Source organism: Acinetobacter sp. AR2-3 (assembly GCF_001878775.1).
GTDB lineage: Bacteria > Pseudomonadota > Gammaproteobacteria > Pseudomonadales > Moraxellaceae > Acinetobacter > Acinetobacter lwoffii_D.
Window position 1 is genome coordinate 1 of sequence record NZ_MJIQ01000034.1, and the last position, 15,069, is coordinate 15,069.

Genomic DNA, 15,069 nt, shown 5'->3' on the forward strand with positions numbered 1-15,069 from the left:
TCATTTGAGAATCTAAGTACTAAATATGCCCACGATTCATCTTCAATATTAGACAACTTTATAAGTAGAAATTTTAAAGTCAGTTTCACTGTACTAATATATTCAAAGGAAAGCTTCCTAAATTCAGCTCTGTCTGCCTCTTTTCTTTGAAATGATAATTCAAATTTTTTTTGGCTCTCTTGGCTTTTTATCAACTCTTGATTAGTAGTCAAAGTAATTTTCTCGGAACTTTTAATTTGTTCAATTAAAGAATCAAAGGATTGCTTAGTTAAATCAAAACTTTTCCGTCCATACCAATAAGCTAGCCAAGTCGCTAAACTTCCTAAAATTAAAGCGATAATTACGGATAAAGCGAAAGATGATATTGCTGTTGTATCTGTCGAATGAGTGAGATTAAGTTCCATTTTCTTATTTGGATTTTCGACCATACTTGTAGTTTGTACTAAAGGTTGTTGTGGCACTGTCCACGGAAGCTGAATCATCACTTCATTATTATTCTGCTCTGCCACACCCACCCCTTTTAACTTAAATGAATTTTTATTATCAACATTCTAAACATTTTCAAAGTATCACAAAAGAAAAAGCCAACTGACCATGCCTGAATCAGTTGGCAAAAGCACAAAATAAAAAACTAAATAAAAAAAATTACTTCTCTTCTTTCTTAAACTCCTTAAAATCCGCTTTACGAATCATGGCATGAATACCTTTGGTTCGATCGACCACTTGTGACACTTCAAAGTCAGTCGCAGCACTTAAGTAGGCATAGGCAATTTCTTCAGAAATGCCATATTCATTGACCAGAAAACGGATCGCTTCACGGGTGGATTTACGCATGGCTTCATCTAAGTCTTCATCCAGACCCGGCGTAATCCAGAATTCAGCATTTTCAGCCAGCGGCTGTTTAATCTCTGCACCTGGAATTTTATCCTTGCCAGATTTAAGTAAAGTGAATTTTAAAGTCGCACGTGCCGAACCTTCCAAGGCAGTTAAAGCCACCTCACCATCACCTTGTACAAAGTGACTATCACCTGTATAGAACAAAGCACCTGGCACCTGTACAGGATAATAGGCCGTAGCCCCTGCTCCTAATTCATTGATGTCGATATTCCCGCCATAAAATGATGGTGGTACAGAGTGCACAGGCTCACTGGTATTTGGTGCAACGCCCATCGTGCCCATAAACGGATTCAGCGGGAAACGAATCGCTTTACCAGATTCAGTTTTTAAAACGCCTTCCCATACACCATCCGCATTTTTCTCAATTGGGGTAAAAATGGACACGTTGCCATAAGCATCAGGATTGGCTGGAGATGCATGCTCATGTTTCTGACGTTTCGGAAATTCGGGTAAGGTCCCTTTGCCATGACGGTTTGAAATCACGCCATAAGGCACACGCGGTTCAACTTTTAAAATCTCCACCTTTAGAATATCGCCCGGCATTGCCCCTTCTACATAGACAGGCCCGGTAATAATGTGTGGTCCATCTTTATGGAAATCATGTTTTAATTTGGAATTCGTGATCAGCTTGGCTTCATCTAAAACTTGTTCAGGCTTGACACCTTTTGATGTGAAATATTTCTCTGCATTGCGGCCTTGATCTTCCAGCAGCCCTTCATGCGAAACTGTATCGAAAGTAACTGTGCTACCTGAAGGGACAGTCAAGACAGGTTTTGCATCTTTATTTGGCAGATAACCCCAAGTAATCGTATTTAAGGTACTCGGCACATAATAATGACCTTTATATTCACCACTTTTGAGTAATGTCGGTTTATTTTCCAGCTGTTTCAGTATCTTAAAGTCTTCAGCCCATAGGCTTGTCGAAATAAAACTTAAGCTTGAAGCTACTGCCAGAGATAAAGCCAAAGGTTTTAACATGTGTTCAATTTCCGTCATAAAAAATATTACGAAAGAGTGAATGCAATCTAAGTGCCAAAATAAGTTTAAGAGGTTTAAAAAATCTTCACTTCATTCAGATTATTGATATAGAGGTAATCGTTTTTATCCCTTTTTAGCCTGAAATTTTTATAGTTTTCATACCTTATAAATATAAAAAATCAATTTAGATACATATTTTTACAATGTAAAAGAACAAATAAAGCTCTTTGAGAACAGATATTAACACCAACAATACCTTTAAAGTATTAAAAAATACTTAGAGGGTTTTGGTCAAAATTAGATCAGTATGCCATCCTAAAGAATCACTTTAACCATTTCAAATTCTTAAGGTTCTCCCGAAGTATGAATATGTATAAGCAGATATCCCTTTGTCTCCCTCTTCTTTTCTGTAGCCAGCTCAGCCTGGCCGACTGGATTGATGATTCTGTACAAGCTGCTGAAGCACACACCATCAAATTACGCCAGCATATCCACCAGCATCCTGAACTGGGCAACATGGAATTTAAAACCTCGGAACTGGTCCAAAAAGAATTAAAATCCTACGGCATTGAAGTACGTAAAGGCTATGCCAAAACTGGTGTAATCGGTGTATTAAAAGGTGCAAAACCCGGCCCTGTGATGGCCTTACGCGCAGATATGGATGCATTGCCAATTAAAGAAACTGCACCCGCGCCTTTCGCCAGCAAGCAAAAAGCGATTTATCAAGGCAAAGAATCTTATGTGATGCATGCCTGTGGACATGATGCACATACTGCGATGTTGTTGGGTGCAGCCAAAGTTCTGGCCGCCAATAAAGATAAAATTGCGGGGACAGTGGTGTTTGTATTCCAGCCGGCTGAAGAAGGCGGTGCAGATATTGATAACTTCACTCATGGCGATCAGATTGGCTCACGTAAAATGATTGCCGACGGTGCCTTAAAAAATCCAAAACCTGAAGTGATTTTCGGGATGCATGTCATGGCAGGCATGCCAAGCGGCAATATCTTCTACAAAGATGGTGCGATTTTGAATAGTGCCGATCATCTACGTATTCAGGTCAATGGCAGTCAGGTACATGGCTCCATGCCTTGGGCAGGTAAAGACCCGATTTATGCTTCTGCCCAGATGGTGACCAATTTACAAAGTCTGATCAGCCGTAAAGCCGACCTGACCAAAGGAATGGGTGTGGTCAGTATTGGCAGCATTCAGGGCGGCACCACCGGTAACGTCATTCCAGATCAGGTCAATATGGTTGGCACCATCCGCTCCAATAGTGAAGATGTACGTCAAGGCATTTTAAAAGACTTGCCGAAAATGCTGGAACACAATGCCGCAGCCAATGACGTCAAGGTGAAAGTCGAAATTGCACCTTATGCACCAGTGACCACCAATGATAAAACCTTGACTGAATTGATGCGCCCGACATTAGCGAGCGTGCATGGTGAAGATAAATTGCATGTTTTAGACAACAATGCCAGCGCCAGTGAAGACTTTGCTTACTATGGCCAGCTCATGCCATCGCTCTTCGTGTTTGTTGGTGCCACACCAGCAGATCAGGATCCGGCAAAAGCCGCACCGAACCACAACCCGAATTTCATTGTCGATGATGCGACCTTGAAAACCGGGGTCGAAAGCCATGTCCGTTTTATTCTGGACTATCCAAAAGTGGCCGAGCAGGTTCAGGCCAACTGGAAACAGAAAAATAAAGGCTAATCTTCTATTACTAAAAATGCGCGGCTCCAAGGACTCGCGCATTTTAGTATCTGCTGCTGTTTTATAAATGAGCTGTTAAGCGCTCAGTACTTCATCTTGGCGACTTCTCTCCAGATTTGACACCTTGTGCCATTGGTCTCAAAACTCACAATGCTAAACTTTGAACCGCTAAATTGCTTGACTGTTGGCAGGAATCCGGCAAACTCTAATCCCTTTCCTGCATCTAAAAACAAGCAAAAATTTCGAAAATCTGCATGGAACAAAACTATGGCGAATCACTTTGAATTCAATATCCGCGTTTATATTGAAGATACTGATGCGGGTGGCATTGTCTATCACGCCAATCATATTCGCTATATGGAACGTACCCGTACCGAATGGTTACGTGCCGCTGGAGTGAGCCATTACTGGCATCAGACAGACTACAATTTTGTGGTGCATAAAATTAATGTCAAATACATGCGTCCGATCCTGATGGATGATTTAATTACTGTTACGGCACGTGTCATTTCATGTAAAGCTTCATCATTTGTATTGCAACAAAATATTTATCGTGGTGAAATCATGCTTGCATCAGGTGAGGTTGAGTTGGCATGTATCAGTGCAGAGATGCGACCACGTCGACTCCCGGATGAAATCCGCGAACTAATTCAAAAAGAATTGGAACAAGACTAAAAAAATTTATTGGCACACGTAACAACTATGGCGACTCAGTTAGAATCATCTCTTCAAGTTTCAGATCTTATTTTACAAGCAAGCCCTGTCGTACAACTGGTGATGCTTTCTCTCCTGTTAGCCTCAATATATAGCTGGTATCTGATTGCCAGGCTCTATACGAGTTATAAAAAAGCCCAGGCCGATGATGAACATTTCCAGAAAATCTTCTGGTCTGGTGCTGAGCTGAATACCCTGTATAACAATGCACAACTCAATTCCAAACGCACTGGCCTTGAAGATATTTTCTATCAGGGTCTGGGCGAGTTCCTGAAACTGAAAAAACGCCATGCGCCAACTGCCCAGTCGATTGAAGGGACAGAGCGTATTCTGCGTGTCGGTTTAAGCCGTGACCAAGGTCATCTGGAACAAGGTCTGGGTGCATTAGCAAGTATCGGCTCGGTTGCGCCTTATGTCGGTCTGTTCGGTACAGTCTGGGGCATCATGAACGCCTTCATTGGCCTGGCAGATGTTGATCAGGTGACTTTGGCGACAGTCGCACCCGGTATTGCCGAAGCACTAATTGCAACAGCGATCGGTCTGTTTGCAGCCATTCCAGCGGTATTGGCCTTTAACCACTTCACGGCCAAAGGTGAAACGGTCTACTCTGACCGTGCGCTATTTGCCGAAGAAATGGTGGCGCTATTGCAACGTCAGTCTGTGGGCGTAACTCAGGACAAAGACTAATGGCGATTCAAGGTTCAGGACGCTTTCAGCGTATTAAAAAGCCACTGAAAAGTGACATGAATGTCGTACCATATATCGATGTCATGCTGGTACTTCTGGTGATCTTTATGGTCACCGCTCCGATGATTACCAGTGGCATCAAGGTTGACTTGCCTCAGGCCAACGCATTACCGATCGAATCCAAGGATGCCCCGACCATTGTCACACTGAAAGAAGATGGTTCATATTATCTAGAATATAAAAATCAGGCGACTGGTCCGGTCACACTGGAAGAATTGACGCGTACTCTGGTTGATGCCCAAACCCAGGCACAAAATGAAAACAAGGTGCTCAATGTCGTGATCAATGGCCATAATACCCGTCCATATGGCGATGTCATGGCCTTGATGTCCAGCCTGCAGGATGCTGGCCTTTCTCAAGTCGGTTTACTGACCAAACCCCTAGAATAAAGTATGAAAAATTATCAGAAACCGCCCTTTCAAAAAAAAGCAATTGCGATTGGATTTACGCTCGGCATCCATGCAGTGGCTTTGGTGGGCTTACTTTATCTGGGCATGAGTAAACCCCCTGAACCGCCAAAACAGATCAAAACCGTTCTGATCAAGCCAGAAGACCTTAAACCGGTGACTCGCGAAGAAACCGAATTTGAGGAAACTGCACATGAAAACGTCGCAGAAGAAATTACCCAAACTGCTGAACCCAGTATAGAACCGGCTCCTGTCATTCCAACTGCTGCCCCTGCTGTACCTGTGACTCCACCTCCGCCAAAAGTCGATACACAAAAAGCGCAGCAGGAGCTAAAAGCGGCAGAGGCAGCACAAGCCAAGGCTGCGCAGCAAGCAGCGGAAGCAGCAAAACGTGCCCAAGCCGCTGAACAGGCCAAACAGGCAGCAGCCAAAGCTAAAGCCGATGCAGCGCAAAAATCCAAGGCGGAAGCCGAAGCTGCACGCCAAGCTGAACTGAATGCACAACGCAAAGCCGATGCTGCTCAAAAAGCCAAACTGGAAGCACAGAAAAAAGCTGACTTAGCTGCCAAGCAAAAAGCGGATGCTGCAACAAAAGCCAAAGCAGAGGCTGATGCCAAACGTAAGGCTGAAGCTGCTGCTAAAGCAAAGGCAGATGCGGCAGCAAAAGCCAATAATGATGCAGCGGCGAAACGTAAAGCAGATGCGGATGCGAAAGCTAAAGCCGATGCAGCGGCTAAAGCCAAAGCAGACGCGGCAGCTAAGGCTAAAAATGATGCAGCGGCAAAACGCAAAGCGGACACTGATGCGAAAGCCAAAGCGGATGCGGCTGCTAAAGCAAAAGCCGACGCTGATGCCAAACGCAAGGCAGATGCCGACGCTAAGGCAAAAGCGGATGCAGACGCCAAGCGCAAAGCAGATGCCGAAGCAAAAGCCAGAGCTGATGCAGAGGCCAAAGCTTCAGCCGCTAAACAGGCTGCTGAAGAAGCTGCACAGAAAAAAGCGGAATCAAAACGGATTGCATCCACTGCGAAGCGCGATTTTGAAAATAAGATCAAACGCGCCTGGGATACACCAGTCGGATCATCAGGCCAGCGTGCGACTGCACGTGTAACCCTGAATGATAATGGCGGTGTGGTCTCGGTCATTGTGAATTCAAGTGATTCAGACATGAAAGCCAGTGTAGAAGCTGCAGTCCGTGCTGCTGCACCTTATCCAATGCCTTCCGATCCAGATGCACGCCGTGAAGCACGAAGCTTTACCTCAACCTTTACTGCACAATAAAAACGGAGCCATCACATAAATAATGTTGTGATGGCTTTTATTTTTTAAGCTAAACTTCACTTCAAATTGATTGAATAATATTCACTTTTCACAGTGTCATAACAGTTTGGTCATAAATTCATGGTTTTATTCTATTAAATCCATGCGATGATGTAGCCCAAGCACCTATACAATAAATCCGTTGATTTGAGTAAATAACGAATGATGGAAAAGACTCGCAAACATCTACTCTGCCTCGCAATCATTAGCACTTTAAGCCCTGTATTGGCAACCCAGTCCTATGCCCAATTGCATCTGGAAATTACCAAGGCACCTGAGGCAGCACCTAAAATTGCCGTTGTACCTTTCAGCCAGGATCAGAGCATTTATCCTATTGTGGAAAATGACCTGAATCGTTCTGGCCGCTTTACCAGTGCTTCAAAAAACCTGCCTGCAACAGCGACATTGAATAATCCGAATGCAGAAGCTTGGGCATCGGCTGGTGTTCCCTATGTGGTCACCGGTTCATCCAAGGCCACAGCCGATGGTTCTTTTGAAATCCAGTATCAGCTCTATGATGTCGAAAAAAAACAATATCTATTAAATGAATTGCTGACTGTTCCAGCCTCACGCACCCGTCAGGCAGGGCATATGATCAGTGATGCCATCTATCAGGCATTGACCGGCATTCCAGGTGACTTTAGCGGACGTATTGCCTATGTGCTGCGTAATCCTGCTACGCCGGAACAGCGCTATACCTTGCAGATTGCCGATACCGATGGTGAACAGCCAAAGACCATTTTGACCTCACGTGATCCAATCCTTTCTCCAGCATGGACACCAGATGCCAAAAAAATCGCTTATGTGTCCTTTGAAACCAAACGCCCGGCGATTTATGTACAGGATCTGGCGACCGGACAACGTGAAAAACTGGCCAGCTTCCGCGGCTTGAATGGTGCGCCGAGCTTCTCTCCAGATGGCAAGAGCATGCTGTTTACTGCTTCTATGCACGGCAATCCGGAAATCTACCAGATGAATCTGGAAACGCGTCAGCTACAACGTATGACCAATGACAGTGCCATTGATACTGAAGCACGTTATTCACCAGATGGAAAATCTTTTATTTTCACTTCTGACCGTGGCGGTTCTCCACAAATTTACCGCCATGATCTTGAATCAAGTAGCAATAAACGCCTGACCTTCCGTGGTGCATTCAACGCGCGCGGCACGCTGAGCGCAGATGGTAAAAAACTTGCATTAGTTCATCGTCCAAGCGGCAGTAACTATCGAGTTGCGGTTCAGGACATGACCTCTGGTGTGAACAATATTCTGACGCCAACGACGCTGGACGAATCGCCAAGCTTCTCGCCAAATGGCCAGATGGTAGTCTATGCCACCCGTGAAGGTGCACGCGGACTCTTGTCGATCATGTCGCTGGATGGCCGCTTCCGTATGAATTTACCAAGTGAAACGGGTGAAGTCCGTGAACCGGCTTGGGCGCCAAAATAAGATTTTTATATTGATAAACCCTTTACCCCATAATCAAACTTCATGGAGATGAAGATGAACAAAGTAAAATTATTTGCCTTGCCACTTTTAGCAGCAGCTGTTGTCATGACAGGTTGTGCGAGCCGTAAGCCTGCCGCTGAAGTTCAAACGGGCGGTTTAGATACGACCGGTACAACAACTGTGAATACTCAAGGTCTGAGTGAAGATGCAGCACTGAATGCACAAAACATGGCAGGTGCTTCTGCAAAAGGTGTTACTGCAGAAAATAAAGCATTCTTGGCAAAACGCGTGGTGCATTTTGACTATGACAGTACTGAACTCAGCAATGAAGATCTAAATACGCTGCAAGCCCATGCGCAATTCCTGATGGCCAATGCCAATTCACGTGTAGCACTCACCGGCCATACCGATGAACGCGGTACCCGTGAATACAACATGGCACTTGGCGAGCGTCGTGCCAAAGCAGTAGAAAGCTTCTTGGTGACGACTGGTGTTAATCCTGGTCAACTAGAAGCAGTTAGCTATGGCAAGGAAATGCCAATCAATGCGGGCCATGACGAAAATGCCTGGAAAGAAAACCGCCGTGTAGAAATTAATTATGAAGCGGTACCACCATTGTTGAAATAATTTTCATTCATGATGGTTTCATCAAATAAAAAGCACTCAATCATGAGTGCTTTTTATTTGCTTCAATGAAAGAATCGGTCTACTTGGGAAGCTGATCTTGTTCAGCCGGATGCATCGATTCGATCAGGTCATGTTTATTGAATTGTTTGTACTCTGGTTTTGCTTCATAATCCCGCCAGGCTTCTTTCATCTTGTCTTCAGAGATATCATCTAAAGTAATGCCTTCGCTTGGCGTTGGAGTCGCATCAAACTTCAATGTTGTCATATCTGTGCTCCTATTCTCAATTTTCCTTTGTCTTCAACATAGCACTTTCCGCAGGAGTTGCAAGGGCAAAATCGATACAAATAATCCAGTTTAATTTTTCTTTTAGTACGTTCTCATCTAAAATATAGCCGCATATCGTTTTGATCATTTTTTCCCGATTTAAGTTTTGGAGTTTCCCCTATGTCATACCGCACTTTATCCCAGTTTTTACAACAACAAAGCGGGAATCTCACACCTGAACTTGCACAAGTTATTGAAACGATTGCAAACACTTGCAAAGACATTGATCAATTACTGCAAAAAGGTGCTTTAGCGGGTGTATTGGGAAGTGCACAGCATGAAAACGTTCAAGGCGAAGAGCAAAAGAAGCTGGATGTCATTTCTAATGACTATTTGATTGATGCCTTGCAGCAACATCCAAATGTGGGTGGTTTGGCCTCAGAAGAACTGGATGAATTCACCCCTGCACAAGAAAATGGTCAATTTCTGGTATTGTTCGATCCATTAGACGGTTCAAGCAATATCGACATCAATATGTGTGTTGGTACCATTTTTTCGATTCTTCCTGCAAAAAATGCCGTGACTCAGGCAGAAGACTTTATGCAAGCCGGTGTTCATCAGGTAGCTGCAGGTTATGTGCTTTATGGTCCATCGACCATGTTGGCATTGACCGTCGGCGCAGGCGTAGTGTTCTTTACCTATGACCCTGAGACTCAAGAATTCCTACTGACTTCTGAAGCAATTCAGGTAGCTGCAGATACTAAAGAATATGCGATCAATGCGTCGAATCAACGTCATTGGGAAGCACCAGTACAGCGTTATATCGATGAATTGTTAGCAGGCAAAACCGGTCCTCGTGAAAAAGACTTCAATATGCGTTGGGTTGCTTGTATGGTGGGCGACATTCACCGTATTCTTTGCCGTAGCGGTATCTTCATGTATCCATATGACCTTAAAGATCCGGCTAAAGCTGGCCGTCTGCGTTTAATGTATGAAGCTAACCCAATGAGCATGCTCATGGAACAGGCTGACGGTGCATCAACTACAGGTCGTGTGCGTATTCTTGAGATCGAACCGACAGATCTACATCAACGTGTGCCAGTGATCATTGGTTCTAAAAACGAAGTTGATCTTGTGACCAGCTACCACAACTAATTTTTATAGCGGCAGTCGATATTGAATCGGCTGCCGTGGATTATATCTCCCATGCCAACTTTTTTTCTTGATTCAAAAGACAATCCAAAGATTAAACACTTACGTGGTTTAATCGAACAAAATACCTATCGTAAAAAACAAGGTCAAACGGTTTTAGAAGGCACGCATCTGTCTCTCGCCTGGTTACATGAAAACCGTAAAATTGATTCTATTTTCACCACTGAACATGCACTTTCACATCCTGATTTCGAGAAAATTCTCGCAAAATACACAGGTATGGTCTTTGTTCTAAGCGAGTCTTTATACAAAGATTTAAGTACCTTAGGAACATCTTTAGCCTGTTTAGCTGTGGTGACTTTACCAACAGCAAATTATGCATTGGATTTTAAAGCAGACACTTTGATTCTGGAAAATGTACAGGATCCGGGTAATGTAGGCACCCTGCTTCGCTCTGCTGCTGCTGCCGGTATTGAACAAATTGTGTGTACCAAAGGTTCTGCATCGCTCTGGTCTCCACGCGTATTACGTGCCGGTATGGGTGCACATTTCACACTGCAAACCTTTGAAAATATTTCGCTTGAACAAATTCTTGAGCAATTTCAAATCCCTGTTTATGTAACCAGCTCACACCGTGCTGAAAGCCTATATTCAAAAGACTTACGTAAACCTTGCGTGTGGATTCTGGGCAATGAAGGCCAAGGCGTGTCTGATTATGCGATGCAACATGCTGAAGCCGTGAGCATTCCGCAACCTGGGGGTCAGGAATCACTGAATGTCGCCATTGCGGGTTCGATCTGTTTTTTCGAAATGGTACGTCAACGTATCTAATTAGGGATTTAGGTTACAGTGTTTTAATACGACCCTGCCCGTGTATAAAATAGATTAAACTACAAAAATAATAAACTTAATTGTCAACCAAACCAGGATTCCCAACGTTATATGATTATGAACTTGGGAATAATGGTGGGTGTCCAATGACAGGATTTTCCATCTCAATGGATTTAGCACCAAAACAGTTGCAAACACACGATGTAAGTATTCTGAAGAGTACGGCTGAAGCACGTCTGAAGAATTTCATGCAGGATGTGACTGGGCGTGCCTTGGTGATGATGGAAAGTGCGACTCAAGGTCATCATGGTATTGCCATGGATCTGGTTCAGGAAGCTTTCATTTCCTTACACAAATCCTATGCAGAAAAAAGTACTGAAGAATGGTATCCCCTATTTTATACCATTCTCAACAACAAGTTACAGGACTGGCGTCGTAAAGAGTCACGGCGTGGTCAAATGTTTTCCTTTTTCAAGAAAGTCAGTCTCGATGACGACGAAATTGAATTTGATGATGTCGTCGATGAATCAACACCAACGCCGCTGGACTTTCTCGATCAGGCAGTCACTGCTGAAGAAATCCAAGAAGCGATTGCAAAATTGCCTGTGCGTCAGCAGCAGGCATTTATGTTAAGAGCCTGGGAAGGATTTGATACGCATACCACCGCACAAATTATGAACTGTACAGAAGGCAGTGTAAAAACCCATTATCACCGTGCTATCCAAGGCTTACGTGCCTCTTTAGCGCATTTAAATCCATATCTGGGAGGGTCATCCGAATGAATCAAGATGATTTCTTAAAACAAGTAACTTCCAAACTTGATGGACTGGCACAACAACATAAAGACAAACCTGTTGTCATGCACCATGTTCTTGAAGAAATTCAGGATTCAAAACATTCACGCTTTGCATTTCTAAAAATGTCAGGTTTTGCTTTGGCAGCTGCGATTGCAGGCGTTGTGATATTACCAAATCTTTCGGACCATAACGAACCACAAACTCAAATGGTGTCAGTCCCAAAACTGTCTCCGCAAATGCTTGAAGATTTAGAAATGTTAATGGTTTTAGGTGAGGACAAAGTTCCACATGGCAGCTAAAAAATTGGCGATTGCTTTTTGTGCATTCAGTTTTCTGCAAACCAGCTTTGCAGGATTTGAACGTTTTTGGCTATTTTCCAAGGATGCGAATACCCAAGTAACTGATACTTGGGATAGTCTTTCTGATTCTGAACAATTGGCACTGATTAAACGTTACCAATCTCTAAAAGAAATCCCCGAACAACAACGTGTCAGCTTGCAGCAGCGTATGGACTGGTTTACTCAACTCCCTGATGCGGAAAAACAGAGAATGCGTGAGACTTGGCAAATGATGAGCAGTCAGGAACGCAAAGAACTGGGCGCACGTATGCAAAAAGCGTCTCCTGAGCAACGCCTTGCCATTCGCGAAGAATACATTCTCAAATATCAGCAAGTGACTCAGCAGCCTAACTCGCATTAAAAACTTAATATAAAAAAGCCTCCATATGGAGGCTTTTTTGATGTTTCAATCATATTTTATTTTCTTAAGCGGCGATAACCTACTAGTCCTAATAATCCCAGTAGCCCCCACATTCCAATTGCCCCACCACCACTTGAGGACGTATTCGTATTTTTAACTGTATTACGTAACAAGATTATCGCTTTTTCTGACATTTTTTCATCAGCATCGAAAATCGCATAATCCATGCTGTAATTTGCCTGGCTTAAATTATTTTTTACACTAAATGTCAGCTGTCCACCATAACAGGTCTGATTTTGATAGGTATCAGGACATGCTCCTTGTCGCTCTGCCTTCAGTGAAACTCCCGCAGGCAGCTTAACAATATGAATCGGGATCTCTTTTCCATCTTTATCTTGATAAAAAGCCGACTTTCCTGATGGTAGAGGCCCATCCCCATCATCACTATCATTTTCAAGCGGATTTACCGTCACTGTAAGATTATTCTCTGGACTAAGCCGATATTCATCATCTTTTGCAATCGGTGCAATGTTGTTAAAAGCTGCTCTTAAGAGGCCAGCATTGCTGGCACCTGTAGCCGGGTCTTTAAGGGTATAACTACAGAACTCCATATCAACCGAACTAGTCTGCTTACCATCAGTGCGATACATCATGATCCGGTTTAAATCAGGTTTCCACTCACATTTAAGATTTGGATCATTTGGATTTCCTTCCACAGTGGTCGAATTGCCTGTACCAACTAACTTACCAACACCTAAAGTTTTTACACTGACCTCATAATTTTGTGAATTTAAGGCTTTAATTTGAATCTTATCATTGGTTAGAGTTTCTTGAGGCATAGCCAAGATAAAAGGATTAATATAGATTGCACGATATTTCTGATATTGCTTGGTATATTTAAGCAAATCCTGATAACTTTTCAATTCTTCTTTTAAACCAGAAAGCTCATTTTCTGGAGTATTTTTATCAGCAATGATTTCTTCGAGATCATCTATATTCTCCTGATAAAAGTCATTGAGTTCTACCAAACTCTTATTTTGCAAGTCCGTAATATCGGCTGCAGTCAAACGTCGGATTTCAACTGAGCCGATCTCGCAGGTATTTTTTGCACTTGGATCAAATGTTAATGTGGATCCAATCACACGATCAATACCACGCTGGTCTTGTTCAATACAGCCACTCACCCCGATATCTACCAAATCCGTTGCGGTCTGATTATCACGCGGGTAATACAGCCCTAAATAGCGATTATCAATAGCAGGCTCAATATAATTTGTTAATAAACTGCTGATTATATTGTTAGAGACATCAAGATTATTTGAAGTAGTATCTTCGTCTAATTCTGGCAATACGCAACGTGATGGCCCAGTCGTTTGAATTGCATTTCGAATTGTAGAAAATTCAACACGTTGTGCCATGGTCGGATTTCCCTGATTTAAGGCATATTCACAAGACAGGCCTTGGTTAAAGGCTAAAATATTGAAATTAAAATACCTAAACCCGGTATTGTCATAAAATAAAGTAGATTGGGCTGTATTTTCAACAATAGTATTACTTAATGCAGTTAAACTGGAGAATTTACTGAGCGGACGATTAACTTCATTCGTCATACGCACAATATGTCCTGTGGTACTGGCAGTATTCTTCGCAATAGTAGAGTTAACAATTTCTACTGTGGCATAGCCACAAAAATCAATAATACTGTTAGCAGTGTCTGAACCATTTTTAACAATACTACTGGAATTAATTTTCACATTGGTTTGAGTTGTACCTAAATTTCCCTGACAATCCATCGCCAGAACACTACCATATGAACTCGCCTGATTTTTTTGAATCAAAGAATCCTGAATGACAATATTCCTTTCCGTATTCATTGCTACACTATAAATCGCACCACCTTCTGCAGCTGCTCGGGAATTTACTATTTCACTGGTATTAATACTTAAAGGCCCTGCTACATAAAAAGTACCGCCATTACCTTTATCCAAGGTATTTATTGCTGCATAGCCATCCTTTAAGATCAGATGATGAATTTCCAGACTGGATTGACTGGCCATACTATTAAATAATCTGGTTTTCCCCTGGCCCGAAATAGTACTTTTTAAAGCCTCCCGGGTTGGATATAACAGCGTAATCGGACTACGACTAGCATAGTTAAGCGGAGTTTTCCCATAAATTTTGAGCGCTGACTCTACGATCAGCTCTTTATCTAATTTGTACTCGCCTGCTTCAAGCTGAATCACATCTGCAGCTGAACCATCCAATCGAAGCGTACGTCCTACATTACATCCGCCATAAGATTTATCCAGTTTTGCAGTTTTAATGGCTTCTCGCAAAGAACAGGCACTATTATTCTCGCCATCTTCATCAGCAAAAGTAGTTACATATATCGTTTTATCTTCGGCTGCCATCAAACTCATGGCAGATAAAATCATGGCCGCAAGCAGTCCTTTTTTATAATTTTTCATGATTT

General features: G+C 42.9%; 15 protein-coding genes and 1 pseudogene. 12 read left to right on the top strand and 4 right to left on the bottom strand.

Features of this window, described 5'->3' with window-relative positions:
- Together BFN00_RS15915 and BFN00_RS04840 are read right to left on the bottom strand one after the other, a co-directional pair.
- Positions 1–509: pseudogene (locus BFN00_RS15915) on the bottom strand (hypothetical protein); the annotation flags it as partial.
- Positions 510–645: 136 nt separating this feature from the next.
- Positions 646–1,875, bottom strand: a complete 1,230-nt coding sequence (locus BFN00_RS04840) for an acetamidase/formamidase family protein (protein ID WP_005247596.1) — start codon at positions 1,873–1,875, stop codon at positions 646–648.
- 369 nt (positions 1,876–2,244) lie between these two features.
- Here BFN00_RS04840 and BFN00_RS04845 point away from each other — a divergent pair, with 369 nt between their 5' ends.
- The 7 genes from BFN00_RS04845 (at position 2,245) to pal (ending at position 8,852) form a co-directional block, all read left to right on the top strand.
- On the top strand, positions 2,245–3,588 hold the full coding sequence (locus tag BFN00_RS04845; protein WP_171260764.1) for an amidohydrolase: 1,344 nt from the start codon (positions 2,245–2,247) through the stop codon (positions 3,586–3,588).
- Between the two features lie 267 nt (positions 3,589–3,855).
- Positions 3,856–4,263, top strand: a complete 408-nt coding sequence (ybgC, locus tag BFN00_RS04850) for a tol-pal system-associated acyl-CoA thioesterase (protein ID WP_004645668.1) — start codon at positions 3,856–3,858, stop codon at positions 4,261–4,263.
- A gap of 27 nt (positions 4,264–4,290) precedes the next feature.
- Positions 4,291–4,989: a protein TolQ gene (gene tolQ, locus BFN00_RS04855; protein WP_005106405.1), complete on the top strand. Its 699-nt coding sequence runs from the start codon at positions 4,291–4,293 to the stop codon at positions 4,987–4,989.
- Positions 4,989–5,438 (top strand): protein TolR, encoded by a 450-nt coding sequence (gene tolR, locus BFN00_RS04860; RefSeq protein ID WP_005106404.1) that lies wholly within the window; start codon positions 4,989–4,991, stop codon positions 5,436–5,438. Before tolQ ends, tolR begins: the two co-directional genes overlap by 1 nt.
- Positions 5,439–5,441: 3 nt before the next feature.
- Positions 5,442–6,737 carry a cell envelope integrity protein TolA gene (gene tolA / locus BFN00_RS04865; RefSeq protein WP_071850622.1) on the top strand — a complete coding sequence of 432 codons (1,296 nt, stop codon included), beginning with the start codon at positions 5,442–5,444 and terminating at the stop codon, positions 6,735–6,737.
- A gap of 204 nt (positions 6,738–6,941) precedes the next feature.
- Positions 6,942–8,225, top strand: coding sequence for a Tol-Pal system beta propeller repeat protein TolB (gene tolB / locus BFN00_RS04870; RefSeq protein WP_171260765.1), 1,284 nt, complete (start codon positions 6,942–6,944; stop codon positions 8,223–8,225).
- A 54-nt stretch (positions 8,226–8,279) separates the two neighbouring features.
- On the top strand, positions 8,280–8,852 hold the full coding sequence (pal, locus tag BFN00_RS04875; protein WP_004279115.1) for a peptidoglycan-associated lipoprotein Pal: 573 nt from the start codon (positions 8,280–8,282) through the stop codon (positions 8,850–8,852).
- Between the two features lie 79 nt (positions 8,853–8,931).
- Here pal and BFN00_RS04880 read toward each other — a convergent pair whose 3' ends face one another.
- Positions 8,932–9,117 (bottom strand): NF038105 family protein, encoded by a 186-nt coding sequence (locus tag BFN00_RS04880; protein WP_004645674.1) that lies wholly within the window; start codon positions 9,115–9,117, stop codon positions 8,932–8,934.
- A 180-nt stretch (positions 9,118–9,297) separates the two neighbouring features.
- Here BFN00_RS04880 and BFN00_RS04885 point away from each other — a divergent pair, with 180 nt between their 5' ends.
- The 5 genes from BFN00_RS04885 (at position 9,298) to BFN00_RS04905 (ending at position 12,596) form a co-directional block, all read left to right on the top strand.
- Positions 9,298–10,272, top strand: coding sequence for a class 1 fructose-bisphosphatase (locus BFN00_RS04885; protein WP_004731742.1), 975 nt, complete (start codon positions 9,298–9,300; stop codon positions 10,270–10,272).
- A gap of 51 nt (positions 10,273–10,323) precedes the next feature.
- Positions 10,324–11,100: a TrmH family RNA methyltransferase gene (locus tag BFN00_RS04890; protein WP_044112049.1), complete on the top strand. Its 777-nt coding sequence runs from the start codon at positions 10,324–10,326 to the stop codon at positions 11,098–11,100.
- Positions 11,101–11,267: 167 nt separating this feature from the next.
- Positions 11,268–11,882, top strand: a complete 615-nt coding sequence (locus tag BFN00_RS04895; RefSeq protein ID WP_004645678.1) for an RNA polymerase sigma factor — start codon at positions 11,268–11,270, stop codon at positions 11,880–11,882.
- On the top strand, positions 11,879–12,196 hold the full coding sequence (locus BFN00_RS04900) for a hypothetical protein (RefSeq protein ID WP_071850624.1): 318 nt from the start codon (positions 11,879–11,881) through the stop codon (positions 12,194–12,196). Before BFN00_RS04895 ends, BFN00_RS04900 begins: the two co-directional genes overlap by 4 nt.
- A complete protein-coding gene (locus tag BFN00_RS04905; RefSeq protein WP_005103857.1) occupies positions 12,186–12,596 on the top strand; it encodes a DUF3106 domain-containing protein in 411 nt (136 codons plus the stop codon). Before BFN00_RS04900 ends, BFN00_RS04905 begins: the two co-directional genes overlap by 11 nt.
- Positions 12,597–12,652: 56 nt before the next feature.
- Here the strand turns inward: BFN00_RS04905 and BFN00_RS04910 are convergent, their stop codons facing one another.
- Positions 12,653–15,064 carry a CSLREA domain-containing protein gene (locus BFN00_RS04910; protein WP_071850625.1) on the bottom strand — a complete coding sequence of 804 codons (2,412 nt, stop codon included), beginning with the start codon at positions 15,062–15,064 and terminating at the stop codon, positions 12,653–12,655.
- Between the last annotated feature and the right edge of the window lie 5 nt (positions 15,065–15,069).